Here is a 26,411-nt window from a genome sequence, read left to right as displayed (position 1 = left end):
CCTTACCGGTGTTTTTGTAATTTTACACCACCAGCACAAATACATGAATTTTACCCGCGAACAAGTACTGCATGCCCTTGGCCATGTGGAAGAACCAGATTTAAAAAAGGATTTGGTGACCTTGAACATGATTCAGGACATCCAGATACAAGATAATAAATTAAGCTTCTCGGTAGTGCTCACTACCCCGGCCTGCCCGCTTAAAGATTTGATTGAAAACGCCTGCCGCAATGCCATCAGTCATTTTATCAGCCCGGAGGTAGAAGTAAGCATTCAAATGACTTCAAGGGTAACTACACAGCGCAACGAAGGATTGCCGGGTGTAAAAAATATTATCGCCGTAGCCTCGGGTAAAGGTGGTGTGGGCAAATCAACAGTAGCCGCTAACTTGGCTTTGGCCCTGCAGTTAAGCGGCGCAAAAGTGGGTTTGATAGACGCTGATATTTATGGCCCATCTGTACCCATTATGTTTAACCTGGAAGGGAAACGCCCACAGGCCAGCCAGGTAAACGGCAAAACCCGTATTGAGCCCATAGAGCAGTATGGACTGAAATTATTAAGCATTGGCTTCTTTACCGACCCTAACCAGCCGGTGCCATGGCGTGGCCCTATGGTGTCAACAGCTGTAAAACAACTATTTAATGATGCTGATTGGGGCGAATTGGATTACCTGATCATCGACTTGCCTCCAGGTACCGGCGATATTCATATCACAGTCACACAAAGCTTCCCAATAGCAGGCGCGGTGATTGTAACCACCCCGCAAAATGTAGCTTTGGCCGATGCGAAAAAAGGTATTGGTATGCTGATGATGGATTCTATCAATGTGCCTATACTGGGTATCATTGAAAACATGTCATACTTCACCCCGGCTGAATTGCCGGAAAATAAATATTACATCTTCGGCCAGGGTGGTGGCCAAAAACTGGCACAAATGATTGACGCCCCGTTTTTAGGTGAACTGCCGCTGGTAAAGAGCGTAAGTGAATCGGGCGATGCCGGCAGGCCGGTAGTGCTTGACCAGGGAAACCCTATGGCCAGAGCCTTTATGCAAATAGCAGAGCGGGTGGCGCAGGAGGTATCTATTGTGAACGCCAAGGCTCCCGATGGTAAAAGCGTATAATTAATAATTAATTCGTTATCTTTACATCAACATACAAATCAAGATGAGTTTATTCAATCAGGTGGAGGCAGCGTTAGATACCATTCGTCCGTATCTGGAGGCTGATGGCGGGAATGTGGCTGTTGAAGAAATTACTCCGGAAAACGTGGTAAGGCTGAAGCTGCTGGGCTCGTGCGGCTCATGCCCCATGAGCATCATGACGCTGAAGGCCGGTATTGAGCAGGCCATTAAAAAAGCTGTGCCTGAGATTACCAGTGTAGAGGCCATCAACCTTACTGCAATTGATGACCCCAATGCAGTAATGCCTTCTAACCTGCAGTAGTGTTAAATTTTGTTAAACCACTGCACATCAAGTTATAACTAAATTAAATTTGCAGGCCGCAATAAAAACAATTTTCGGAGGTTTAGATTTCTGATTATAAGTTGCGGATGATTGATTCATGAAAAGGTTTACAGGTATATTATTTTTCTTACTGCTTAGCATGGCCACTTTTGCCCAGCAAAAGGCTGAAAAGCCTTTGGTGCAATTTTCGGGCATTGTACATAATGCGGAGAAGAAAGAAGATATTGTACCCAACGTTACTGTTACCAACGTTAGCTACCATAACCAGGCAAATGCTGCCAACTATAAAGGTTATTTTTCATTTGTGGTACACGAGCAGGATACCCTGCGTTTTACCTCGGTAGGCTATGCACCGCAAACGGTAGTGGTGCCCACCGGCATTAAAAACGGCAGCTATACCTTACTGGTAGATATGAAGCCGCAGGTAATTAACCTTCCAATGTTCAGGGTGTTTCCCTGGGCTACTACCGAGGAGTTCAGAAAAGATTTTCTGGCTATAAAGTTGGCTGATGATGACCTGGCACTGGCATATAAAAATTTAAGCCGCAATAATATTGCGGCTTCACTGCGCTCTACAGCGCGCGACCCGGACGAGATCAGGAGTGCCGATGTGCAAGATTTGCACAACCGTATTCAGAACTCACACTCGCTGATTCCAAACCCGCTGCTAAACCCGGTAGCCTGGGGTAGCTTGATTAAACAGATTGCCGACGGCGATAAAAGCCGTAAATCAAACGATTAACGGCCTTTTTTAGCTGCCGGAAACTTCATTTTATATTCTGCTTTCACCATACCGCGCGAAATGTCGTTCAGGCGTTTTTCGAGCATGCGTTTGCGCAGGGGACTTAGCTTGTCGGTAAACAGTTTGCCTTCAATATGGTCATACTCATGCTGTATTACGCGGGCGGCCAGGCCTTTAAAGGTATCTTCGTGTGCTACGCCGTTTTCATCTTCATAGGAAATGCGCACCACCGGTTGGCGGTATACATCTTCGCGTACATCCGGTATGCTCAGGCAGCCTTCATTAAAGCACCATTCGGGGCCGGTTTCTTCTAAAATTTCGGCATTGATAAACACCTTTTTAAAATCCTTCAGCTCCGGCTCATCGTCATCAAACGGCGAAGCGTCTATCACAAACAAACGAATAGATTTACCGATTTGAGGCGCTGCTAAACCTACGCCGCGGGCAGCATACATGGTTTCAAACATATCGGCTATCAGTTGTTGTAGGTTAGGCTCTGTTTCCGGAGTTACTTCAACAGCTTTCTTCTTCAATATCGGGTCGCCATACGCAACAATAGGTAATTTCATGCCGCAAAATTACGGATTAAAGTTTTGTTAAAAAATGGAGTATCGTATAAATGAGATTGGTAGTATATTGTTCTGCGAATAATTAAACAGTAAAACTCAGTCCAACATTAAACTAAAGATAAGAATTGCTTTGTTGGGCAGATGGTCATCACTATAACAGAAGCATAATAATCAATGAAAATAACTTACGACAGAAACGCAAATGCACTGTACATACAATTTAAGCAAGAAGTTATAGCTGATACCCATGAAGATGAAATGGGACAGCTCACAATTGACTATGCTGCTGACAAGTCCATCATAGGTATAGAAGTGCTTAATCTATCGGAAAAAGCTACGCTTCCGTTTCATATTAATTATCAGGAAATTTAATCGTTCGGTTCAAAAATTAACATAGTTAGTTTACTATCATCCAGAATCTCATTACTAATTTCAAGCAACTCTTCTGCAGTCACGGCGTTTATCTTGGCAAATACTTCTTCCAGGCTATCAATATGGTTGAAATCCAGCAGGCTTTTGGCCATACTTAAAATCAGGCTCAGGCGGCCTTCTTCAGCCAAGGCAATCTGGCCGGTAAATTTTTGTTTGGCCTGGTGCAATTGTAGTGTGCCCAGCTTTTGGTCGCGCAGTTTACGCAGTTCTTTGTAAATCAGTTTGGTGGCCTTTTCTGCTTTTTCGGCATCTGTACCAAAGTAAATGCTGAATATTCCTGTATCAGTAAGCGGCGTATAACCGGATTCAATGGTGTAGGCAATACCATATTTTTCCCTAATCTCCAGGTTCAGCCTGCTGCTCATGCCCATGCCACCTAATAAGTTATTCAACAGCAGTAACCCGTTTTTATAGCGGTGGCCGCTGGCATAGGCTTGTGTACCCATCATACAATGTGTTTGCGCAATCGGCTTATCCTGCTGCACTTGAATAGCCGCATTAAGAGCAGGCGCTAAACGGTGCTTGGTTGAGGTGTTGGCTTTAAGCGCGCCAAAATATTTTTCAGTCAGCTTAACCAGTTTTTTAAAATCATAATTGCCAAATACGGCAAACACCATTTCGTGGGTGTTGTAATTATCAGCTATAAAATGGCCGATATCTTCGCGGCTTAACTGATTTACTGAATCCTCAGTACCCAAAATGTTATTGCCCAGCGGGTGGTGCTGAAACAGCAAGCCTTCAAAATCATCCTGAATGGCTTCTTCGGGCTGATCTTGATAAGAAGCAATCTCATCCAATATTACACTGCGTTCTTTATCCAGTTCTGCTTCCGGGAAGGTGGAATGGAAGATAATATCCTCAAACAAATCGGCAGCCCGCTCCAGGTGCTGATTGAGCAGCGAGGCATGGATGCAGGTATATTCCTTAGTGGTATAAGCGTTCAGATCGGCACCCACCAGTTCCAGTCGGTTTAAAATTTGGTTGGTGCTGCGGCGCTCTGTTTCTTTAAACAGCAGGTGCTCAATAAAGTGGGCCAGTCCATCCTTACCGGGCTGCTCATCGCGGGCGCCGGCATTTACCATAAAGCAGCAATGCGTAATGGGAGAGGCAGCATATTTAAACAACAGCCGTATGCCGTTGGGTAGTGTTAAAACCTGATAATCTATCATTAATTCTGCAAAGATAATGTTATTTTAGGCCGAGTAACCGTACGCTACCATTTACTACGCTGATATGATTAAAATTGCCGACCTGGAATTTGAGCCTTTTATTGATGCCGAAAGCATACAAAAGCGTATCAACCTGCTGGCCCTGCAAATCAGCAGGGATTATGCCGGCCGTACACCCATATTTTTAGGCATCCTCAACGGCAGCGTACTTTTTCTGGCCGATTTAATGAAGCAGGTGTCCATCCCCTGCGAGATGACGTTTACCAAGCTGGCCTCTTACTACGGTGGACTCAGCAGCAGCCGGCACGTGCGCGAGGATGTAGAACTCTACACTAACATTACCGGCCGCGATGTGGTAATTGTAGAAGACATTGTAGATACCGGCAACACACTTAACTATCTCATCGGCAAAATAAAAACCCACGGCCCGGCCTCCGTTACTGTATGCTCCCTGCTGCTAAAACCTGGGGCCTTAGAGGCTTCAATTGAAGAATTGAAATACATCGGCTTTGAAATTGATAATGAGTTTGTAGTAGGGTATGGCTTGGATTATAAAGAGCTGGGCAGGAATGTGAATGGAATTTATCGGTTAGTGAGTAGTTAATATTACCACAGCACCTTAATTATGTCTGTATAAAGTTGAAAATTCCTGTCGGCAGAAATTATGGTTGCCTGTTCTTCCATCGCTGTTGCCAACAACAGGCGATCGAAAGGGTCACGATGATGTTCTATTAAAGGAATTTCGTTGTATCTGGACAGATGGCTGTTGTTAAGCGACAAAAGATCAAAACCATCTTTAGTGCCCTGTTCTACAACATCATCAATAGTTGCTTTAGCCAATGATAATTTGTTCAACTTTTGCTTTATAACAATTTCAAACAAACTTACTTGGCTGAATAAAATGATGGTAAAAGGACTTGTTATAATGTCAATTATATGATCTGGAAGCTTGCTATTGTTTTCTTGAAACCATATTAAGCATATGTGTATCCAATAAATAGGAATTTTGCATTTTAATACATATAATCTTTCAAATCATCCAAAGGGTCATTAAAATCATCGGGTATGGAGATTCGGCCGGCCAATCCCCCTGGTTTTCCTTTTACACGCTTGGGCTTATTTTCTTCAACAAGAAACGTTACAATTACTTCTGTTTTAAATTCTACAGGCGCTTTTTCATCCAAAATAATTTTCCCGTTATCGTAAACACCTTTGATTGCAGTTAGCATAGTGACCTCCTTTACACAAATATATCAAAATAGTGGCTCTAAACCGCTACTCCCGCCATCTCATTCAACAACTCCACTGCCTGGTCAATGGTGTGCACACCATCCAAACTAATTCTTAAACTATTTTTCACCTCTTTTAAATTAGCCCGGCGCGGGTAGGCTTGCACAAAACGCAGTACCTCTTTGAATGCCTCGGTTTCAAAATAGGGCGATTGCTGGTTGCTAAGGAAATAGCCCCGCAGCACCTGTTTTTTAAGTGATATCTTTTCGAACCCAATCTGCTTGCCCAGCCATTGCAGGCGGATAGTATTTAACAAATCTTTTACCTGCGGCGGAATAGGACCGAAACGGTCAATCAGTTGCTGCTCAAAAGCTAGCAGTTCGGTTTCATTGTCCAGCTTGGTTAATTCGGTGTACAGGTTATAACGCTCGGTAAGGCTGGTCACATACTCATCGGGGATGAGAATTTCCAAGTCGGTATCAATCTGAGTGAAAGAAATAAACGGCCGTGGTTTTTCATCCTGAAATACCTCTTTAAATTCTTCATCCTTCAACTCATGTATGGCCTCATCCAAAATTTTATGGTACATCTCGAAGCCGATTTCAGCAATAAAGCCGCTTTGCTCGGCGCCCAGCAGGTTACCGCTGCCGCGGATGTCCAAATCACGCATGGCTACGTTGAAGCCGCTGCCTAAATCGCTGAATTCTTCAATGGCACTCAGTCGCTTGCGCGCTTCTGAGGTAAGTGTACTCAGTGGTGGACTCAATAAATAACAGAACGCCTTTTTATTGCTGCGGCCCACACGACCACGCATCTGGTGCAAATCGCTCAGGCCAAACATATGAGCGTGGTTGATGATGATGGTATTGGCGTTGGGTATATCCAAACCAGCCTCAATAATGGTAGTGGCCACCAGCACATCGTACTCATGGTTCACAAATTTCAGCATTACATCTTCCAAGTCATCACCCTCCAACTGGCCGTGGGCAATGCCAATTCGGGCTTTAGGTACCAGTTTACGTATCATGCCGCCCAACTGGGTTAAATCGGCCACGCGGTTATGAATAAAAAATATCTGTCCGCCGCGGTCTATTTCAAATTCTACCGCTTCTTTAATCAGTTTATCATTAAACACATGCAGTTCGGTAACTACCGGCTGGCGGTTAGGCGGCGGGGTGGAGATAATGGATAAATCGCGTGCGCCCATCAGCGAGAAATGCAGCGTACGTGGAATGGGCGTTGCCGTCAGCGTCAGGGTATCAACATTGGCGCGCATGGCTTTTAGCTTTTCCTTGGTGGCTACACCAAATTTTTGCTCTTCGTCAATAATCATCAGGCCGAGGTCTTTGAACTTTACATCCTTGCTCACCAGGCGGTGAGTGCCGATGATGATATCTACTTTACCTTCCTGCAATTTGGTTAAAGTATCCTTAATCTGCTTGCTGGATTTAAAACGGTTGACGTAATCAATATTACAAGGGAATCCTTTCAACCGGTCTGAAAACGTCTTGAAATGCTGGGCGGCCAAAATTGTAGTAGGTACCAGTACTGCTACCTGCTTGCTATCGGCTACGGCTTTAAAGGCGGCGCGTATGGCCACCTCGGTTTTGCCAAAGCCCACATCGCCGCAAATCAAGCGGTCCATCGGGTGCGGCGATTCCATGTCTTTTTTGAAATCGGCCGTGGCTTTTTCCTGGTCTGGGGTATCCTCGTAAATAAAAGAAGCCTCCAGTTCGGTTTGTAAATAGCTATCGGGTGTAAAGGCATTGCCGTGCTGCGCTTTACGTACGGCGTAAAGCTTAATTAAATCACGGGCGATGTCTTTAACTTTTTTTTTTGTGGTTTTTTTCAGCCGCTCCCAGGTATCGGTACCCAATTTATTCATTTTAGGCACCGAGCCTTCTTTGCCGCTAAATTTAGAAATGCGGTTCAGTGAATTGATGTTCACATACAGTAAGTCGTTATCCGCATAAATCAGGCGGATCATTTCCTGCGTTTTGCCGTTCACCTCAACCTTTTCCAAGCCGGCGTATTTGCCAATGCCGTGGTCAATGTGGGTTACATAATCACCCGGTTTTAACTCCCGTAACTCCTTTAAAGTAATGGCTTGTGTGCGCTGATAGCCTTTGCGCAGTTTGTATTTATAATAACGGTCAAATATCTGGTGGTCGGTATAGCAGGCTACTTTTAATTCACGGTCAATAAAACCTTCGCGGATGGCGATGTTTACTGGGGTGAACTTTACGGTTTTGTCTAAATCATCAAAAATGGCATACAGGCGCTCTACTTGCTTGGGCGAGTCGGTAAAAATGAGGTTCTCAATTTTATCAATCTCGTTGTTTTTGATGTTATGAATCAGTAGCTGAAAATCTTTGTTAAAAGAGGGCTGCGGACGGGTATCAAAGCTGATGGTTTGCGCATCCTGATAAAAGAATTGCTTGCCAAACTCAATCAGGGCAAAATCATGCAGCTGGTCGGCAATCAACTTTTCGTCGGTAAAAGCAAATTTAGGATCAATCCAGTCCGGGTTCTGGTTTTTTTCATCGGCAGATAAAGCCTTCCACAACTGGGTGGCTTTTTTGTGGCCGTCCTGAATCACATCCAGCATAAACTGCACGTCCTTGATCCAAACCTGGGTATCGCCTTCAATATATTCGAGTATCGAAATATTGTTTTCGGTTAAAAACTTGGCCTGTACGTTAGGTACAATGGTAATGCTCTTTACCTGCTCTACCGAAAGCTGGCTTTCAATTTCGAAAGTACGGATAGATTCCACAAAATCGCCAAAGAACTCTACCCGGTAAGGCAGATCGTGTGAGAATGAAAATATATCTACAATACCGCCGCGTACCGAAAATTGCCCCGGCTCGTACACAAAATCAACCCGCTCAAAGTCATAGTCAATCAAAAACTCATTGATAAACTCAATGCTCAGGTTATTGCTAATGGCTATCTCGAGTGTGTTTTTTTCGAGTGCGGTGCGGTCAATTACCTTTTCGGCTACGGCTTCGGGGTAAGTAACAATCAGCTGGCCATATTCGGTGGCATGGTTCAGTTCATTCAATACCTCGGCACGGGCCAATACATTACTGCTATCTGGCTGGGTAAATTCAAAAGCTTTGCGGTATGATGAGGGGAATAGCATCACCTCTTTACCGGTCAGGTTTTCCAGATCGGCCTGGAAATAACTGGCTTCCTCACGGTCGGGCAGAATAAACAGTTGGTGCTTATGCTGCAAAAAGTACAAAGCTACCGCTACCATAGCATCGCTTGATCCTATGAGGCCGCGCAACTGTATGCGCGGATTTTTAGTTTTATTGAGCGCCTGAGCTAAATCCTTAATGCGGTCATCAACCTTATAACGCTCTAAAATATCTCGAATATTCAACACTTTACAAAGATAAAAAATTCATAGCCCTTACTCAACAGGTAAACCCCCGCGGGCGAAAAATGTGTGCAGGCGCAAACAATATAAAACGGATAATCCTTTATAAGAAACCGGCGGCTGGCAGCTGCCTTATACGTTAACTTAACAACATCACTTTTATGAAAAACGCACTTTGGTCGGGCATTATTATTGGTATTTTAAGCGGTTTATGGCTGTTTATTATGCATTGGGCCGGCTACGATACACACGCCGATAAGGTATCACCTATTGAGTACATCTCTATACTGATTCCGTTAATCGGGTTATTTTTAGGGTTAAAAAGTTACCGCGATGACGTACTGGGCGGCCGCATGAGTTTTATTGAGGGGCTGGTACAATGCCTTAAAACCTTGTTTATAGCCGGTGCTATAGCGGTATTTTTAGCCGTAGTATACATTAATTACATTGCCAGCGGCAGTAACTTGCTTGATTTTTCGGGCCGCTTGTTTGGCGCTTTCCTGCTGGGGATATTGTTCTCCTTCTTGGTTACCTTAGCTTTGATGACCAAGGGCAAGAACTCAGAAACCATGTAATCACTCTTCACTCATATAGCTAAAGCCATACATTGTAACAATGTGTGGCTTTAGTGCTTTTTGCGGTTTTCGCTGCTCAAATATCATAACCCAATGTAATTGCGTACAATAAACGCCCCGCATCCCTGTTTAAAATTTGAGCTGGGTTACCTTTTTGATATTGTAAAATTTGTTAAACTTTACTGCAGTAGTAGTTAATGCAATACCGAAATGGTTAAATTTAGCGCCATTTAGCGATTCAACTATTGATGAAATTATTTAAAACCACGCTACTGCTGCTGGTTTTCCTGATGGCCGGGCAGGCTGTATGGGCACAGCAGGATACGGTAGGTATTCGTACCATAATTGCCCGGCAGGGTAAATTTTCAGAAAATTATCCGGTAGAGAAAATTTTTGTACATACCGACAAACCTTACTATGCTGCCGGGGATACCATTTGGCTGAAAGCTTATGTAACGGTTGATTTACACCTGCCTACCAGTGTAAGCAAAATTGTGTATGTAGATATCATCAGCAGCGGCGATACGTTGATGCAATCGCTCAAACTGCCGGTTATCAACGGGCTGGCACAAGGTAATATTGCGTTGCCGCCCGATGTTTACAAACAGGGCAATTACCATTTACGTGGTTATACCAATTACATGCGCAATTTTGATGCGGATTATTTCTTTTATAAAAACATTCCGATTGGTAATGCTGATAAACCGCTAAGCGTACGTGCCTTATTTACGCCCGCTAACAACTCCGGCACTACCGCTGCCCGCGTAATTTACCGTAATGCAGACGGCACTCCGCTTGCCGGCAAAAAAGTAAGCTGGCGAATAGAAAACCTGGAAAAGACGCTCGACAAAGGGCATGGCACTACTGACCAGAACGGTGTATTGCAACTGAGCGTTCCGCCATCAAAGTCGGCCGAAGATGGGCCGGCGGTGATAACAGCCAGTATTGAAACTGATGCCAAGAAAACCATTACCAATTCATTCACCGTAAAAGCGCCCGCCCGTAAAGATAACGATGTTCAGTTTTTTCCGGAGGGCGGACATCTGATTGCCGGCACCGAAGGTAAAGTAGCTTTCAAGGCATTGCAATCAAATGGGTTAGGTATAGAAGTTAAAGGTACGGTAACTGATAACGACGGGAAAACCTGCGCCACCTTTACCTCACAACATTTGGGGATGGGTATGTTTTTACTACTGCCCGAAAACGGGAAAACTTACAAGGCTACCGTTTCTTTTCCTAATGGCAGCCAGCAAACTTATAATTTACCGGCCGTACAGCAGAGCGGCATTGGCCTGGCAGTAAACAGTAGTATGGCCAGCGCTGTAGCAGTGCGGATATTAACCAACCAGGCCTATCTGGATCAAAACCTCAATAAACCTTATTACCTGATTGCCAAAGTAGGCGAAACGGTGGTATATGCGGCTCAAACCACATTAAAAGAGAAAACTTACGATGTACTGATACCTAAAGCCAAGCTGGTAAGCGGTGTTACACAAATTACCCTGCTGGATGACCATGCCCGCCCACTGGCCGAGCGCCTGGCCTTTGTGCAAAATAATGATGCCTTGAATGTAGCTGTACGTACCGATAAGCCTTCTTATACCAGGCGGCAAAAAGTAAAGCTTACAGTGAGTGCAAAAAATAAGCTGCAACCTGCCGAAGCCAATTTCTCTGTAGCGGTGGTAAATGATAATATGGCGCCGTATGATGAAAACAGCGAACCCAATATTTTGAGCTACCTGTTGCTTACCTCAGATTTGAAGGGCTATATTGAACAGCCGGGCTATTATTTCAACCACCAGGATAATAATACACTGGCTAATTTGGATGTACTGATGCTTACCCAGGGCTACCGCCGTTATACCTACACAGATTTGATGGCCGGCCGTATGCCCCAGATACGCTATGGAGCCGAGCAGGGTATTGAAGTTACCGGTACCCTGCGTACCAATACCGGTATGCCGGTAAATAAAGGTAGCGTAAGGCTCACCATTGCTGATCGCCACTTTTCACAGAATGCCACTACTGATGGTAATGGGGTATTCAGGTTTACAAATATCCCGCTGGTTGATTCATCGCAGGTGGTAATCAGCGCCCGTGGCAATTACCGGTCAAATAGTATGATGCTGATGGTAGACCCCATGACCGTGCCCAATGCAATGACGGGCAATGCACCCGATGCTGTGGCCGATATTGACAGTACCTACCGTAATTATATTAAAAACAGCAAGCAGCAGTACAGTAATTCGCGTATGCTGAAAGAGGTAGTGATTAAAGGGCAGGCGCCTGTAAAGTTGCCTTCACATGCTGATTATCCGGCATTAACCGGCCTGAGCCCGATTGCTGATCACGTAATTAATGCTAAAAGCTTTGAGGGGTGTAACAACCTGCTTAGCTGTTTACCATCATTGGTCATAGGCTTAACTTACATTGATAACAATTTTTATGTTACCCGCAGCTACAACCAGGGCAATCGTACTCCGGTACAAATATTTATGAACGGTTTAGCGGTTGATGTGAATGCATTGAATGGCATCAGCCCATCTGATGTATTATCAGCCGAGATCTTTGTAAAAGATGATTTAGGCCTGGTAAACCGTATGTATAACAGTAATGGCGTACTGGTAATTAACACCAAATCGGCAGCACTTAAAAATGCTCCTAAAACTAAAATCAGCGTAGACGAATTAAAAAATATGCTGCCACGTAGTGATGAAGTTACCATTACGCCACAAGGTTACAGTTTGGCCCGCCAGTTTTATATCCCTAAATATGAAGTAGGCAAAACCAACGGTGTAGGTATTGATTTACGTACCACCGTGTACTGGAACCCGCAGCTCAAAACCGATAAAACCACCGGTACTGCTTCAGCCGAATTTTTTAATTCGGATGGTAAAGGTAATTATCGTGTAGTAGTACAGGGGATAGATGCCGAAGGCCATTTGGGCTACACGGTATTTAAGTATAAGGTAGAATAGAAAGTAAATACAATTCGAATGAAACTCACAGAAGTTACCGCTTACCTTGAAAGCTTAGCCCCTTTATCATATCAGGAAGATTATGATAATTCCGGGTTGATTGTAGGTTCGCCAAGCCAGGAAGTTGACCGGGTGCTGATTTCATTGGACTGCACCGAGGCTGTGGTAGAAGAAGCTATCCGTACCAGTTGCCAGCTCATTATTTCGCACCATCCTATTGTGTTTAAAGGGCTTAAAAAGTTTAATGGCAAAACGTATGTAGAACGGGTTGTGCAGCAAGCTATACGTAATGATATTGCTTTATATGCTATTCATACCAACTTGGATAACATGGCGGCGGGCGTAAATGCTAAAATTTGCGAGGTGTTAGGCCTTAAAAACTACCGCATCCTGCAGCCTAAAGGCGGCATTTTAAAAAAGCTGGTTACCTATGTACCCATGGCGCAGGCTGAGGCGGTAAAGGATGCTTTGTTCAAGGCGGGTGCCGGCCATATTGGTAATTATAGCGAATGCAGTTTTAGCGCCACCGGGCAGGGTAGCTTTAAAGGCAATGAGCACACCCACCCTTACGTAGGTGAGCCCGGCAAGCGGCACTATGAAGATGAGGTAAGAGTTGAAATCATTTATCCGGCCAATTTGGAAAGTAAAATACTGATGGCTTTATTCCTGGCGCACCCGTATGAAGAAGTGGCTTACGATTTATACCAACTCACCAACCAGCACCAGCAGATAGGGGCCGGCATGATTGGTGAATTGGAGTTGCCTACCGATGAGCTTTCCTATTTGCAACACATCAAAAACAAACTAAAAGCTTCTGTAATACGCCATACTGAATTATTAAACAAACCGGTAAAGAAGGTAGCCGTTTGCGGCGGCTCAGGCGGTTTTCTGCTCAAACAGGCTATAGCTGCCGGTGCAGATCTGTTTATTACGGCTGATTACAAATACCATGAGTTTTTTGATGCCGAAGGTAAGATTGTGATAGCCGATGTAGGCCACTTTGAAAGCGAGCAGTTTACACAGCAGCTGGTATTTGATTTGTTGCAGCAAAAGTTTAGCGGCCTGCAATTGCGCTTAACTGAAGTAAATACAAACCCGGTAAGGTATCTTGTAGGATAAAAAGCAAGCTCACTCATCCGCGTTAGGACTTGCAGCGAATAGCCCGGGCCGAAGGCAACGCCCAGGTATTAATGAGTGAAGGAGTGAGTTGGTGATTGATTGAAGGAACAAAATTATCATCACGTCATTGCGAGGAACGAAGCAATCTCTCTGCACTGTACTATATTAAGCGTATAAAGATTGCTTCGCTCCTCGCAATGACGTAGTTGAAATTCAATTTGGGTAAAAAGCTTAAATGACGGATGGTAAGTTATACCAATAAGAATTACCTCCACATTTACAACAAATTGGTAGAAAATATCTCTAAAAAATTGATTATCTTTGCCGTCCGAATAATAATAAATAATACAAACCCCGTAAAATATTTTATTTAATGGAACAAACCGTAGAGCAAAAGCTGAAAGCTTTATACGAACTACAAACCATCCATACCAAAATTGACCGCATACGCCAGGTACGCGGCGAGCTGCCTATGGAAGTGGCCGATTTGGAAGATGATGTGGCCGGCCTGGAAACCCGTATCCAGAAAATAAAGAACGAACTGGACGATTTGGAAGATGATATTGTAACCCGCAAAAACCTGATTAAGGAAGCGCAAGCCAATATTAAAAAGTACGAAGGCCAGCTGAATGATGTAAAAAACAACCGTGAATACGACGCGATTTCAAAAGAAATTGAAATTCAGGGTTTGGATATTCAGGTAAGCGAAAAGAAAATTCGTGAGTTTGGTTACGAGATTGCTACCAAAACTCAGATATACGAAAAAGCCCAAGCTGATTTAGACGGCCGCAAAGCCGATTTAGATGTGAAAAAGCAAGAGCTGGACACCATTACTGCCGAGACTGAAAAAGACGAAACAGAATTGAACGCTCAGGCCGAAAAAGCAACTGCCAATATTGAGGAGCGCCTGTTAACTGCTTACAACCGTTTACGCCGCAATGCTAAAAACGGCCTGGCGGTAGTTACCATTCAGCGCGATTCTTGCTCTGGCTGCTTTAACCAGATTCCGCCACAGCGCCAGTCTGACATTCGCCAGCGCAAAAAGATCATTGTGTGCGAACATTGCGGCCGCATTTTGGTTGATGAACAAATGGCGCTCGAAACTGAGCAGGTTTAATCATCGGCCTCAAAGGCTAAAAAAATATATCAGGCGTCTTTTTAACAAAAGACGCCTTTTTTATTATGCGTAAATTTTTACTGATACTTATTCTGTTTGCTGCCTCCTGCAAGGCATTTGCCAATTTCGATTATAATAATAACTGCATACAAGCTTATAAAACCCTTATAGCTTTAAAGCTCCCTGCTGCCCGTACGTTAATTGATCGCGAGAAGGCTATCCACCCCAAAAACGGCATCACCATACTGTTGGATAATTATTACGACTACTTTAAAATTTTAACCACCGAAAATAAAGCTGAATTTGACCGCTTAAGAAGCCGCCGCTCCGACCGCCTGGATGCGCTGGACGACGAAGACGAGAGTTCACCGTATTACAATTTTGCCCGTGCCGAAATTAACCTGCAATGGGCTTTGCTGCACAGCCGCTTTGGCGAATATACTACCGCCGGTTTTTGCATCAATAAAGCATACCGCCAGCTGCAAAGCAATCAGGAAAAATTTCCAGGCTTTTTGCCAGATGATATTCCGCTTGGTGTGGTGAATATCATGCTGGATGTACTGCCCGATGGGCCTTTGAAAAGTGTATTGGCATTCTTCGGTATCAAAGGCAGTACCAGCACAGGTGTAAATATGTTGCAGAGCTTGGTAATGAAGTTACCGCCATCCGGCTATGCCATGTATCAGCCCGAACTGGTGTTTTATTTAACTTACCTGCAGTCTGATGTACTGGATGACCCCAACGCGTACAGTAAGATGTTGCAGTATACCGCCAAAATAGACAGCAGCAGTTTATTGCGCAGTTATATACAGGCCCATACCGCCCTCCGCACAGGGCATAGCACGGAGGCGGTTCGTTACCTGCATAACCGCCCTGATGGGCCGGAGTACCAGCCTTACCCTTTATTGGATTATATGGAAGGCATGGCCCGGTTAAACATTGGCAATGAAGATGCAGGCGACTATATGAATAAGTTTTTACGAACCGGAAAAAGCAGTAATTATATTAAGGATTCTTATCTGCGCTTGGGCTGGCAAGCCCTGCTGCAAGGCGATGTAAAGCGTTATCAGGCTTTTGCACAATTGGTAAAAAGCAAAGGGTATACTTACATTGACCGCGATAAGCAATCGGTAACTGAGGTGAACGAAGGTATGCCGAACAGGCAATTACTACAGGCACGTTTATTATACGATGGCGGCTTATATGAAGAAGCGCTGACTGTGCTTAAACAAAGCGCTACTGCTTTAACTAACGTACGTGAAAAGACGGAGTATGAGTACCGGCTGGGGCGTGTGCTAGAGGCCTTAAATAATGATAAGGAAGCTTTAACCAATTATCAGCAAGCCATTAACACAGGGCGCAATACCAACTATTATTTTGCTACGGCGGCAGCACAGCGTATGGGTGCAATTTACGAGAGCCGCAAAGATGTGCAACACGCTATAGCCAGTTACAATATGGCAATAGGCTTCAAAAACACATCTATTAACTCCAGTTATCAGCAAAAAGCTAAATTAGGTTTAAAACGGCTGAAGGGATAGCCAATACCCTATTAAAATAGGGTAGTTTGCCGGCCGCGTTTGGGTGTAAATAAAGTTAAGTCATACGCTGGCATATCGCGGCCTTCCAGATACTTATTGCAGGATACACGGTATAGCTGGTGAATAGCTTCGGCTACCTGCCCGTCGCCGCTCATACGGCGGCCATATTCGCTGTCGTTCAGCTGGCCATCGTGGCATTCTTTAATCTGGTTCAATACTTTTTCGGCCCTGTCGGGAAAAGTTTTGTAAAGCCAGTCAGTAAATATTTCGCCAATGCTGCCGTTGAGGCGTACAACAGTCAACCCGGCAGCTACGGCACCACGGTTGGCTGCCGCTTTTACTAAAGCAGGGATTTCGTTACTGTTCAAACCCGGAATGATAGGTGCCGTCATGATACGAACCGGAATGCCTTTGTCGGCCAGTTTTTGAATTACCGTAAGCCGCCCGCTCGAGGTAACCGTACGCGGTTCCAGCTTTTGTCGTAGCTGCTCATCCAACGTGGTGATGGAGATATTCACGTGTATGAGGTTATACCTGGCCAGTTCTTCCAAGATATCCAGATCGCGCAGGATGAGGTTGTTTTTGGTGATGATGCTTACCGGATGCTTGTACTGCAAAAACAGTTTCAGCATTTTGCGGGTAATTTCCAGCTCGCGTTCCACGGGCTGATAACAATCAGTATTGCCCGAAAGTACAATAGGGGCCGGCTTGTATTTACGCTTATTGAAATAATCTTCCAGCAGTTGCGGCGCATTCTTTTTAACAATGATTTTCCGTTCAAAATCTAATCCGGCGCTAAAGCCATAATACTCATGGCTGTTACGGGCGTAGCAGTATACGCAGCCATGCTCGCAACCCTGATAAGGATTAATAGAATCGCTGTGGCTAATGTCGGGGCTGTTGTTTTTGCTGACAATGGTTTTGGGCGTTTCTTCATAAAGCTGCGTTTTTTTGTTTTGCAGCATGGGTTCATCCAGGCCTTCCAAGTGCTGTAATACATACTGGTTTTTAATGTACTTATTGTGTGTATTTACCTGTGCACCCCGCCCCTTAAAAAACTCCTGATTCGCCTCAAATGCCATAACACAAATTTGCTAAATAAATTAGCTTGCGGCAATATGTAAATGCTAAAATATTTAAGATAAACGAAAGTGTTTACGCCAAACACACAAATGTAAGCTTAGTAGTGTTAATTAAGCAATGCGCCATTTTCTGCAACGTATACTTACCCAACCGGTCATCAAATTAGCTAACCGGTGGTCATCGCGGCCAGATAAGGGGAGGGTGTTTGAAGCACTTTCTAAGTTATATGAGCAGATCAGTAATCATAAAACCAAGCGTGGGTTGGTTATTCCTTTCCATCCGTTACAAGATAAGTTCATCATATTTTCCGACCAGCATAAAGGTACCCGCAATGAGGTAGATGATTTTGCTATGGCTGAGCGAAACTATCTTACAGCTTTGCAATATTATAACGAGCAAGGCTACACCCTGATTTGCCTGGGCGACAGTGAAGAGTTATGGAAAAACCGCCTGGAACCCGTTCGAAAGCACAATCAAAATACTTTTGCTGCCGAACAGCAGTTTTTACAGCGGGGCGCCTTCATTAAAGTATTCGGCAATCATGATTTGTATTGGGATAACGACCCATTGGCACCTTTAACCCTTAAAGGTATTTATGGACAAGAGGTAAAGATTTACGAAGGGCTTATATTAAAAGCTTTAGTGGGTGAAGGTGCAGATGTTTACCTCACGCATGGACATCAGGGCGATTTACAAAGTGATGGAAACTGGTTTAGTAAATGGTTTGTAGCCAATGTATGGGAGCGGCTGCAGGCTTACCTTCGCATTAACCCTAATACGCCTGCTAACAATGATGATTTAAAAACACTGCACAATACACTAATGTACGAGTGGAGCGCTGCCCAAAGCAATTTGCTGCTGATTACCGGCCACACGCATCAACCTGTATTTGCCTCAGTTACCCATATTGAGCGACTGTATATATTGTTAGATAGGGCTAAAGCCGCAGCTGATACCGCTATAGTGGCGAAACTGCAAGCAGAGATTGACCATCGGCATTTAAAGGGAGATGCTTCGCTTAACTTTAAAGGCTACAAAGATACCTACTTTAACAGCGGCTGCTGCTGTTATAATGATGGTGACATTACCGGAATTGAAATTGCTGATGGCTGTATCAGGCTCATTAAATGGGAATACGATGCGGATAATGTTTCAGGGAGGTATGTGTTGGAGGAAAGCAAATTGGCAGATTTAAAGTTATAGTTGTATCTTTATATAAAGGCGTTATATCATGGAAACCGCATTTCATCCTCCCAAAACTTTACTTGAAGTATACCAGCTTTTGCCAGAAGGAACGCTTTGCCAACTTATTCAGAATCATTTAATCATGTCACCTTCTCCTTCTGAAAGCCACCAAAGAGTATTGGATAAAATATACCGCTTGTTAGGCAACTTTGTGGAGGAACAAGATTTGGGCGTAACAAGGGTTGCACCTTATGATGTGCATTTTGATGAGGAGAATGTATACCAGCCGGATATTATTTTTATTGCAAATGCTCATTTGGATCATATCCGTAATAACGGGTTACACTATGCGCCTGATTTAGTTATAGAAATATTATCTCCTTCAAATGCCAGATACGATCAGATAGAAAAGAAAGAAATTTATGAGCGTTACGGTGTAAAAGAATACTGGCTGATTGACCCCAATACCAAACAGGTAAACGGCCACCAGCTTTTAGATGATAATTTTACGCTTTTAGAAACTACAACAGGTTACTTTTATAGTCAACTTTTACAAAAGGAATTTAAATTTTAACCATCTAATAAAAACACAAATACCTCTTTAGGCCCATGGGCTCCCAACACCAGCGTTTTTTCAATATCAGCCGTGCGGCTGGGGCCGGTAATGGTGGTTACCATAGAGGGCAGGCGGTTACCGTATTTATCTTTCAGCAATTTAAAACCATCTTTTAAGTCCAATACCAGTTGCGAACTGTAAGCCAGCACAATGTGCACAGGTGGGTAAATACTCAACCTCCGGCCAGCCATATTGCCGTTGGAAAGCATGATGCTGCCATTGCGGGCTACCAAAGCTTCGCATAAGGTAAAACCTACTTCTGCCTGCTCAAAGCTTTTGTCAGTAGCGTAGTAAGGGTAACCGTACTTGTCCATCAGTTCTTGCAGGGCAGGCTCCCAGCAGTAGATTTTATGCCATTTGCGCTCTTCGGCCAGGTTGAGTAAGCTTTCAATAAACTGAATTTCATCCTCACAAAACATAAACTGCCCGGCAGCGCCTACAAACTCTTCGGCAAACTGCACTTCCAGTATCTCGTCTGTGGCCGGATACAAGGGCTGCTCTTCCTGGTTAGGGTAGGGGTTATCCCGTTTTACCAGCAATGCTTTCCTGATTTTTTTCAGTAATTTTTCTTTCGAGGTAGTAATATCGCGCATATAAAAATGTAAAGCCACTACTAAGGTAGTGGCTTTAACATAAAATTTTAATATAAATTAACCTTTACTGGTTTGAATATCGTCAATATGGCTGGTTTCGGGGTTGGTTACCGATTCAGGTATGGCGTTATTATCAGTATCGGGGTTCAGTGCCGCTTCGCCGTTCACAAACTTATCGTAAGTGGTACGTTCTTCAAACGGTCGCTTACCCAGCAGTTCTTCCAAATCGCTCTGGAACAATACTTCTTTTTCCAGCAGTTTGGCAGCCAGTTTTTCTAACCCTTCACGCTTTTCGTTCAAGAGGTTTTTAGTACGTTGGTATACACCGTCAATCATGGTACGCACTTCCTCGTCAATCAGCTCGGCTGTGGTATCAGAGTAAGGTTTATTAAACTGGTACTCGCCTTGCGGATCATAGAATGATAGGTTACCTACCTTACTGTTCATACCATAGATCTTAACCATGGCATAAGATAGCTTGGTGATGCGTTCCAAATCGCTCAAGGCACCGGTAGATATACGGCCGAATACAATATCTTCGGCAGCGCGGCCACCCATTGATACTACCATCTCGTCCATCAGCTGCTCGGTGGTGTGCAGAAACTGCTCTTTAGGCAAATATTGGGCATAACCCAACGCAGCAACGCCACGCGGAACGATAGAAACCTTTACCAGTGGGTCGGCATGTTCCAGGAACCAGCCTGCAATGGCGTGGCCAGCTTCGTGGTAAGCCACAATGCGTTTTTCTTCCGGTGAAATGATTTTGTTTTTCTTTTCCAAACCACCAATCACACGGTCAATCGCATCCTGAAAATCCTGCATATCAATCGCAGCTTTATCGCGGCGTGCAGCAATCAGGGCAGCCTCATTACATACGTTGGCAATTTCGGCACCGGCAAAGCCAGGAGTTTGTGCAGAAAGCTTTTTAGCTTCTACATCATCAGCCAGTTTCAAAGGTTTTAAGTGAACTTTAAAAATTTGCTCACGGCCAATCAAATCCGGTTTATCGATAGAAATCTGACGGTCGAAACGGCCCGGGCGCATCAAAGCAGAATCCAGTACATCGGGGCGGTTAGTAGCCGCCAGAATGATAATACCAGAATCGGTACCGAAACCATCCATTTCAACCAGCAACTGGTTCAGTGTGTTTTCGCGCTCATCGTTACCACCTACAATATTGTTTTTACCACGGGCACGGCCAATAGCATCAATCTCATCAATAAAGATGATACAAGGGGCCTTGTCTTTGGCTTGTTTGAACAAATCACGTACACGTGATGCACCCACACCCACAAACATCTCCACAAAGTCGGAACCTGACAAGGAGAAGAAAGGTACTTGAGCCTCACCTGCAACGGCTTTAGCCAGCAAGGTTTTACCTGTACCCGGCGAGCCTACCAATAAGGCACCCTTCGGAATTTTACCGCCCAGGTTGGTATATTTTTTAGGATTGCGCAAAAAGTCAACAATCTCCATTACTTCCTGCTTGGCTTCTTCTAAACCGGCTACATCATTAAAAGTTACATTAACCTGCGACTCTTTGTCGAACAGCGTAGCTTTTGATTTGCCAATGTTGAAGATCTGTCCGCCCGGGCCACCGCCGGCTCCGCCAGACATGCGGCGCATAATAAACAGCCACAGGGCTGCAAACAGCACCAGCATAATAATGCCCTGTACCAGCCAGTTAGATAACAAGCTTTCGCGTTGCTGGGCATACTGTACAGGCACTTTTGCGGCATCAGGAATATCTTTCTGGGCAGCGGCCAATGCCTGGTTCAGGCTGTCATAAGAGGCATGGGTAAAGTAATACTGTGGCCCGCCCGATGAAATGTTCAACGAACGCTGATCTTTGATATCACTGTACTCAGGCTTGTTCTTGCTGGCATCCTTCAGGTAAACTTCGGCTACCACGCGGTCGCCGTCTTTAAAAGCCACTACTTTTTCAACATCATTGTTTTTCAGCATTTCGGTTTCAAACCGCTGAAAGCTGATTTCTTTGCCGCCGTTGCCATTTAAAATGTAAGGCACCACCAGCAGGGCTAAAATCACAATGGCATAAATCCACATGAAGTTAAACCGTGGGGGGCGCGGCGTAATTCTTTTATTGTTCGGTCTCCTAATAAACTTAGGCTTATCCGGTCTTTCTTCACTCATTTTATTGTAACCTCAAACGTATAGTTTAAATAATTAATTAGGCTGCGCATAAAGCAGCATCAGGCGCTTTTGTAATACTGAATATCAGCATCGCCCCACAGTTCTTCTACACCGTAAAATTCGCGCTTATCAGTTTTAAAAACGTGAACAATTACATCCACGTAATCGAGCAGAATCCATTCGCCGTGCTGCAGGCCTTCTTTGCGCCAGGGGTCCTGCTTTATGGCTTTAAAAATCTCTTCTTCAACACTGTTGGCAATTGCCTTTACCTGGGTAGTGGAATCAGCATGGCATACAATAAAGTAATCTGCCACTGAACCGTTTATATTCCGAAGGTCGAGCCTTACGATATCGTTGCCTTTTTTTTCCTGAATACCGTGGATGGCTAACTCGGAAATTACAGCAGATTCATTTAACACTTTGTTTTTTACCATCAAAAAGAATTAGTTTTGAACGATTTTGGTTTAAAGGATATTATACTTTGCAAAATAACATATTTTCAGCACTATTTGTTGGGCAAAATTTAGTTACCCTAAAAGAAGTTGACTCTACAAATACATTCCTTAAGAATATATTGTCAAATTCTAAGCCATTACCCGAAGGAACGGTCATAATGGCAGAAAGCCAGTATGCCGGCCGCGGGCAGCAGCAAAACAAATGGAACAGCGAGCCCGGTAAAAATTTAACCTTCAGTTTGCTGCTCAATCCTGTTTTTTTATCGCCGTTAAACCAGTTCTACCTTACGCGTGTCATAAGCCTGGGTGTGGCCGAAGCTCTGCAAGCCGCAGCGCAAAGCCGCATCAGCATCAAATGGCCTAACGATATTTATTATAACGATCAGAAGCTGGGTGGTATTTTAATTGAAAATATTTTACAGGGCAGCCAGATTAAGCACGCTGTGGCAGGCATCGGGCTCAACATCAACCAGGAGCAGTTTCCGGATTGGGTGCCCAACCCGGTGTCGCTGAAACAAATCTTACATAAAGATTATGATTTACGGCTATTATTATCAGACATTTGCAGCCGCATAGAAGGCTGGTATTTAAGGCTGAAAGCCGGGCAATTGGACGAAATTAAAACAGCCTATTTGAATGCTTTATACTGGTACCGAGAGGTGAAAAATTTTAAGGCCGGCGGATTGGTGTTTACCGGTGAAGTTACGGGTATCACTGAGCGCGGCCTGTTGCAGGTACAGCAAGCGGATGGCCTGCACGAGTATGATTTTAAAGAAATTGAGTTTTTAAATAAGTAACAGATACATGAAAAAGTTAATTGCAATGGTAGCCCTGCTTGTTCTTACCGGCTCGGCTTTTGCCCAGATTGAAAGCCATGTGCAGTGGGCTTATGCCGCTAAACGGGTAAGCGCCACCGAAGCTGTAGTATTAATTAAAGCCACCATTGACCGCGACTGGCATATTTATTCGCAGCATGTAAAGGATGGCGGCCCATCGGCTACCGAATTTACTTTTGCACCTTCAAAAGATTATACCCTGGTGGGCAAACCAGCTGAGCCTAAGGCTATTGAGAAGTACGATAACTCATTTAAAATGAATGTGGGCTTTTTTGAAAACTCAGTAGTGTTTCAGCAGCGCATCAAATTAAAATCGCCTAAGGCTACTACAGTAAAAGGCAAATTATCTTACATGACCTGTAACGACCGTAAATGTCTTCCGCCGGAGGATGTAGATTTTACCATTCCTGTAGCCGCTAAGTAATACTGATTAAGCTGATGAAGTTTTTAAACCGCATTTTATTTACGGTATGGCTGTTGTGCGCTGCTTTGCTGTTAACTACCAGCGGCAATGCTGCACATGCACAGGCTTCCGGAAAAGCTGATACCATTTCAACGGCTGATGTCGATTTTACGCCTATTGCTACTGCGCGCGATAGTATGGCTGCCAAAGCCAAATTGCAGCAGCAGGCACCTGCAACTAAAACCGCTATAGCAAGCGCAGTACCACCAAGTGCCGATCAAAAGCCTAAAACTTTATGGCAAATATTTATTGCCGGCTTGCTGGGTGGTTTTGCAGCATTGATTATGCCTTGTATCTATCCGCTATTGCCGCTAACGGTAAGCTTTTTCACCAAAAAGAGCGGCTCGCGCAGTAAAGCGGTTTATCAATCTTTACTTTATGGTGTGTCTATCATCGTTATTTATGTATTGCTTGGATTGCTGATTACCGCATTTTTTGGTTCTAACGCCTTAAATGCCCTGGCCACAAATGGTATATTCAATTTCTGCTTTTTTTTGCTGCTGGTGGTGTTTGGTGCTTCTTTTCTGGGTGCATTCGAAATTACGCTTCCAAGTTCATTAGCCAATAAGCTGGATGAAAATTCGGATAAAGGCGGTTTAACTGGCATATTCTTTATGGCCGCTACGCTGGTAGTGGTATCATTCTCTTGTACTGGCCCTATCATCGGTACCTTACTTGTAGAAGCAGCCTCAAGAGGCGAGCGCCTGGCTCCGGCTATGGGTATGCTGGGTTTCTCGGTAGCGTTAGCTATTCCTTTCACCATATTCGCCTTGTTCCCTTCGGCGTTGAAAAGCCTGCCCAAATCGGGCGGATGGCTGAATAGCGTGAAAGTGGTATTGGGCTTTTTAGAACTGGCCTTTTCACTTAAGTTTCTGTCGAACGTAGACTTAGCTTATCACTGGAACTGGTTTGACCGTGAGGTGTTCCTGTCCATCTGGATTGTTTTAGGTGTTCTGACTACTTTATACCTGTTAGGTAAAATTAAATTTTCGCACGATAGTGATTTGCAATACCTGTCGGTTACCCGCACCTTTTTTGCAATAATCGTTTTCGCTTTCACTGTTTACATGGTACCTGGCTTGTGGGGAGCGCCGTTGCGTTCCATCAGCGGATTTTTGCCACCTATGGCTACGCAGGATTTTGATTTGTCTGACATTAGTAACGGCAATAATGTAGTTGCGCCGGCCCAGGCTGTTTCCATCAAACAGAAAAAGTATGAAGACCTGTTTGTGCGTGGAAAGCACAAAGGTTTGGATGAGTGGTATGATTATGAGCAGGCTATACAGGTTTCAAAAGAGTTAAAGAAACCTATACTGATAGATTTTACCGGTTGGAATTGCCCTAATTGCCGTAAAATGGAAGCCGATGTATGGTCTGATGCTGAAGTGCATAAGCGCCTGCGCGATAAGTTTGTATTGCTTGAACTGTATGTAGATGAAAAGCGCGGCGAGCTACCGTCGGCAGAACAATACACATCCACCTTCAGCGGTAAAAAAATAACTACCATTGGTGCGAAAAATAGTGATTATGAAGCTTCAAAATTTAATGTAAATTCGCAGCCTTATTATGTAATTATTGACGCCCAGGGTAAGGTACTGGTGCCACCGCAGGGGGCTAACTATAGCGTAGAAAATTATATTAAGTTTTTAGACAGCGGCCTTACCGCTTATCAGAACGAACGATAATGACTCAGATAAAGAACATAGGTGTATATACTTCGGGCGGCGACTCGCCCGGCATGAACGCCGCCATCCGCGCGGTAGTGAGAACGGCTTTATACTATAACCTCGAAGTAACCGGCATCCGCCGTGGTTATGAGGGCATGATCAACGGCGATTTACTGCCGATGGACCGCCGCTCGGTAGCCAACATTATTCAGCGTGGCGGTACTATTTTAAAAACCGCCCGCAGTTTGGAGTTTCGTGAGCCGGAAGGCCGCAAAAAAGCTTATGAGCAGTTAAAAAAACATAATGTAGATGCATTGGTAGCCATAGGTGGCGATGGTACATTTACAGGTGCCAAAGTGTTCGGCCACGAGTATGACATCCCCGTACTGGGCCTGCCTGGTACTATTGATAATGATTTGATTGGCACCGATTTTACTATCGGTTACGATACCGCTATCAATACCGTAATTGAAGCCGTGGACAAAATACGTGATACCGCCGAATCGCACGACCGTTTGTTCATCGTAGAAGTAATGGGCCGCGATTCAGGTTTGATTGCCCTGCGTACCGGCATTGCTTCGGGCGCTGAGGCGATTTTAATTCCGGAATCAAAAACCGATATCAACCGCTTGTATGAGCGCCTGGATACCGGCCGCCGTGATAAATCATCAAAAATATTAATTGTAGCCGAAGGTGATGAAGCCGGCGGTGCATTTGAAATTGGCAAACTGGTAAAAGAACGTTATCCGAACTATGATACCCGCGTATCGGTACTGGGCCACATGCAGCGCGGCGGACATCCCACCTGTATGGACCGGGTGCTGGCCAGCCGTGTAGGTGTAGCTGCTGTTGAGGGCTTATTAGCCGGCCGCAGCAACGAAATGGTAGGTATCATTAATAATCAGATTACCTATACGCCATTTGAGCATGCCATTAAGCATACGGTTGAAGTAGACCAAAACCTGCTGAAGATTGTAGAGATATTATCGTTGTAAGGAGTTTATATAAATTATACTTCATAAAAAAAGCCTTTTAT

The 26,411-nt window shown here is 44.4% G+C and carries 25 protein-coding genes; 16 read left to right on the top strand and 9 right to left on the bottom strand.

Annotated features, from left to right (window positions below):
- Positions 1 to 43 precede the first annotated feature (43 nt).
- From ACYVNW_RS13430 to ACYVNW_RS13420, 3 genes are all read left to right on the top strand, one after another.
- Positions 44 to 1,123, top strand: a complete 1,080-nt coding sequence (locus ACYVNW_RS13430; RefSeq protein ID WP_460680386.1) for an Mrp/NBP35 family ATP-binding protein — start codon at positions 44 to 46, stop codon at positions 1,121 to 1,123.
- Positions 1,124 to 1,166: 43 nt separating this feature from the next.
- On the top strand, positions 1,167 to 1,445 hold the full coding sequence (locus tag ACYVNW_RS13425) for a NifU family protein (protein WP_460680385.1): 279 nt from the start codon (positions 1,167 to 1,169) through the stop codon (positions 1,443 to 1,445).
- A 118-nt stretch (positions 1,446 to 1,563) separates the two neighbouring features.
- Positions 1,564 to 2,208 carry a peptidase associated/transthyretin-like domain-containing protein gene (locus ACYVNW_RS13420; RefSeq protein WP_460680384.1) on the top strand — a complete coding sequence of 215 codons (645 nt, stop codon included), beginning with the start codon at positions 1,564 to 1,566 and terminating at the stop codon, positions 2,206 to 2,208.
- Here the strand turns inward: ACYVNW_RS13420 and def are convergent.
- Positions 2,205 to 2,777 (bottom strand): peptide deformylase, encoded by a 573-nt coding sequence (gene def / locus ACYVNW_RS13415; protein WP_460680383.1) that lies wholly within the window; start codon positions 2,775 to 2,777, stop codon positions 2,205 to 2,207. The genes ACYVNW_RS13420 and def overlap by 4 nt on opposite strands.
- A 174-nt stretch (positions 2,778 to 2,951) precedes the next feature.
- Between def and ACYVNW_RS13410 the strand changes: the two genes are divergently transcribed.
- On the top strand, positions 2,952 to 3,149 hold the full coding sequence (locus ACYVNW_RS13410; RefSeq protein ID WP_460680382.1) for a DUF2283 domain-containing protein: 198 nt from the start codon (positions 2,952 to 2,954) through the stop codon (positions 3,147 to 3,149).
- Here the strand turns inward: ACYVNW_RS13410 and ACYVNW_RS13405 are convergent.
- A complete protein-coding gene (locus ACYVNW_RS13405) occupies positions 3,146 to 4,375 on the bottom strand; it encodes a M16 family metallopeptidase (protein WP_460681020.1) in 1,230 nt (409 codons plus the stop codon). The two genes, ACYVNW_RS13410 and ACYVNW_RS13405, sit on opposite strands and share 4 nt — an antisense overlap.
- A 67-nt stretch (positions 4,376 to 4,442) precedes the next feature.
- Between ACYVNW_RS13405 and hpt the strand changes: the two genes are divergently transcribed.
- The gene (gene hpt, locus ACYVNW_RS13400; RefSeq protein ID WP_460680381.1) at positions 4,443 to 4,982 is read left to right on the top strand and encodes a hypoxanthine phosphoribosyltransferase; all 540 of its coding nucleotides are present in this window, start codon (positions 4,443 to 4,445) and stop codon (positions 4,980 to 4,982) included.
- Between the two features lie 2 nt (positions 4,983 to 4,984).
- Here hpt and ACYVNW_RS13395 read toward each other — a convergent pair whose 3' ends face one another.
- From ACYVNW_RS13395 to mfd, 3 genes are read right to left on the bottom strand one after another with little or no spacing between them, the layout of a single operon-like run.
- A complete protein-coding gene (locus ACYVNW_RS13395; protein ID WP_460681019.1) occupies positions 4,985 to 5,353 on the bottom strand; it encodes a type II toxin-antitoxin system VapC family toxin in 369 nt (122 codons plus the stop codon).
- Between the two features lie 38 nt (positions 5,354 to 5,391).
- Positions 5,392 to 5,607, bottom strand: a complete 216-nt coding sequence (locus tag ACYVNW_RS13390; RefSeq protein WP_460680380.1) for a DUF2281 domain-containing protein — start codon at positions 5,605 to 5,607, stop codon at positions 5,392 to 5,394.
- A 38-nt stretch (positions 5,608 to 5,645) separates the two neighbouring features.
- Positions 5,646 to 8,996 carry a transcription-repair coupling factor gene (gene mfd / locus ACYVNW_RS13385; RefSeq protein ID WP_460681018.1) on the bottom strand — a complete coding sequence of 1,117 codons (3,351 nt, stop codon included), beginning with the start codon at positions 8,994 to 8,996 and terminating at the stop codon, positions 5,646 to 5,648.
- Between the two features lie 158 nt (positions 8,997 to 9,154).
- On the opposite strand from mfd, the gene ACYVNW_RS13380 reads away from it, so the two are divergent.
- The 5 genes from ACYVNW_RS13380 (at position 9,155) to ACYVNW_RS13360 (ending at position 16,323) form a co-directional block, all read left to right on the top strand.
- A complete protein-coding gene (locus ACYVNW_RS13380; RefSeq protein ID WP_460680379.1) occupies positions 9,155 to 9,568 on the top strand; it encodes a DUF4199 domain-containing protein in 414 nt (137 codons plus the stop codon).
- A 248-nt stretch (positions 9,569 to 9,816) separates the two neighbouring features.
- A complete protein-coding gene (locus ACYVNW_RS13375; protein WP_460680378.1) occupies positions 9,817 to 12,546 on the top strand; it encodes an Ig-like domain-containing protein in 2,730 nt (909 codons plus the stop codon).
- Between the two features lie 18 nt (positions 12,547 to 12,564).
- Positions 12,565 to 13,665: a Nif3-like dinuclear metal center hexameric protein gene (locus ACYVNW_RS13370; RefSeq protein WP_460680377.1), complete on the top strand. Its 1,101-nt coding sequence runs from the start codon at positions 12,565 to 12,567 to the stop codon at positions 13,663 to 13,665.
- A gap of 373 nt (positions 13,666 to 14,038) precedes the next feature.
- Complete coding sequence (locus ACYVNW_RS13365) at positions 14,039 to 14,782, top strand: zinc ribbon domain-containing protein (RefSeq protein ID WP_460680376.1); 744 nt, start codon at positions 14,039 to 14,041, stop codon at positions 14,780 to 14,782.
- Between the two features lie 65 nt (positions 14,783 to 14,847).
- The gene (locus ACYVNW_RS13360) at positions 14,848 to 16,323 is read left to right on the top strand and encodes a tetratricopeptide repeat protein (protein WP_460680375.1); all 1,476 of its coding nucleotides are present in this window, start codon (positions 14,848 to 14,850) and stop codon (positions 16,321 to 16,323) included.
- Between the two features lie 11 nt (positions 16,324 to 16,334).
- On the opposite strand, the gene ACYVNW_RS13355 is transcribed toward ACYVNW_RS13360, so the two are convergent.
- Complete coding sequence (locus ACYVNW_RS13355; RefSeq protein ID WP_460680374.1) at positions 16,335 to 17,405, bottom strand: PA0069 family radical SAM protein; 1,071 nt, start codon at positions 17,403 to 17,405, stop codon at positions 16,335 to 16,337.
- Between the two features lie 118 nt (positions 17,406 to 17,523).
- Here ACYVNW_RS13355 and ACYVNW_RS13350 point away from each other — a divergent pair, with 118 nt between their 5' ends.
- Together ACYVNW_RS13350 and ACYVNW_RS13345 are read left to right on the top strand one after the other, a co-directional pair.
- Positions 17,524 to 18,609 (top strand): metallophosphoesterase, encoded by a 1,086-nt coding sequence (locus ACYVNW_RS13350; RefSeq protein ID WP_460680373.1) that lies wholly within the window; start codon positions 17,524 to 17,526, stop codon positions 18,607 to 18,609.
- Between the two features lie 28 nt (positions 18,610 to 18,637).
- Positions 18,638 to 19,165, top strand: coding sequence for a Uma2 family endonuclease (locus ACYVNW_RS13345; protein ID WP_460680372.1), 528 nt, complete (start codon positions 18,638 to 18,640; stop codon positions 19,163 to 19,165).
- On the opposite strand, the gene ACYVNW_RS13340 is transcribed toward ACYVNW_RS13345, so the two are convergent.
- From ACYVNW_RS13340 to rsfS, 3 genes are read right to left on the bottom strand one after another with little or no spacing between them, the layout of a single operon-like run.
- Entirely contained in the window at positions 19,162 to 19,800 is a 639-nt protein-coding gene (locus tag ACYVNW_RS13340) for a LutC/YkgG family protein (protein WP_460681017.1), read from the bottom strand. The two genes, ACYVNW_RS13345 and ACYVNW_RS13340, sit on opposite strands and share 4 nt — an antisense overlap.
- Before the next feature lie 57 nt (positions 19,801 to 19,857).
- Positions 19,858 to 21,954, bottom strand: a complete 2,097-nt coding sequence (gene ftsH / locus ACYVNW_RS13335; protein WP_460680371.1) for an ATP-dependent zinc metalloprotease FtsH — start codon at positions 21,952 to 21,954, stop codon at positions 19,858 to 19,860.
- 59 nt (positions 21,955 to 22,013) lie between these two features.
- Positions 22,014 to 22,388, bottom strand: coding sequence for a ribosome silencing factor (gene rsfS, locus ACYVNW_RS13330; protein ID WP_460680370.1), 375 nt, complete (start codon positions 22,386 to 22,388; stop codon positions 22,014 to 22,016).
- A gap of 47 nt (positions 22,389 to 22,435) precedes the next feature.
- Between rsfS and ACYVNW_RS13325 the strand changes: the two genes are divergently transcribed.
- Genes ACYVNW_RS13325 through pfkA form a run of 4 tightly spaced genes read left to right on the top strand, consistent with a single transcriptional unit; the run spans position 22,436 to position 26,370 of the window.
- On the top strand, positions 22,436 to 23,206 hold the full coding sequence (locus tag ACYVNW_RS13325) for a biotin--[acetyl-CoA-carboxylase] ligase (RefSeq protein WP_460680369.1): 771 nt from the start codon (positions 22,436 to 22,438) through the stop codon (positions 23,204 to 23,206).
- A gap of 7 nt (positions 23,207 to 23,213) precedes the next feature.
- Entirely contained in the window at positions 23,214 to 23,669 is a 456-nt protein-coding gene (locus ACYVNW_RS13320) for a protein-disulfide reductase DsbD N-terminal domain-containing protein (RefSeq protein ID WP_460680368.1), read from the top strand.
- A 14-nt stretch (positions 23,670 to 23,683) separates the two neighbouring features.
- A complete protein-coding gene (locus ACYVNW_RS13315; RefSeq protein ID WP_460680367.1) occupies positions 23,684 to 25,393 on the top strand; it encodes a protein-disulfide reductase DsbD family protein in 1,710 nt (569 codons plus the stop codon).
- On the top strand, positions 25,393 to 26,370 hold the full coding sequence (gene pfkA / locus ACYVNW_RS13310) for a 6-phosphofructokinase (RefSeq protein ID WP_460680366.1): 978 nt from the start codon (positions 25,393 to 25,395) through the stop codon (positions 26,368 to 26,370). The genes ACYVNW_RS13315 and pfkA overlap by 1 nt, the downstream gene beginning before the upstream one ends.
- The last annotated feature ends 41 nt before the right edge of the window (positions 26,371 to 26,411 follow it).

It is taken from the genome of Mucilaginibacter koreensis (assembly GCF_054783355.1).
This window is presented reverse-complemented; position numbering and strand designations above follow the sequence as displayed.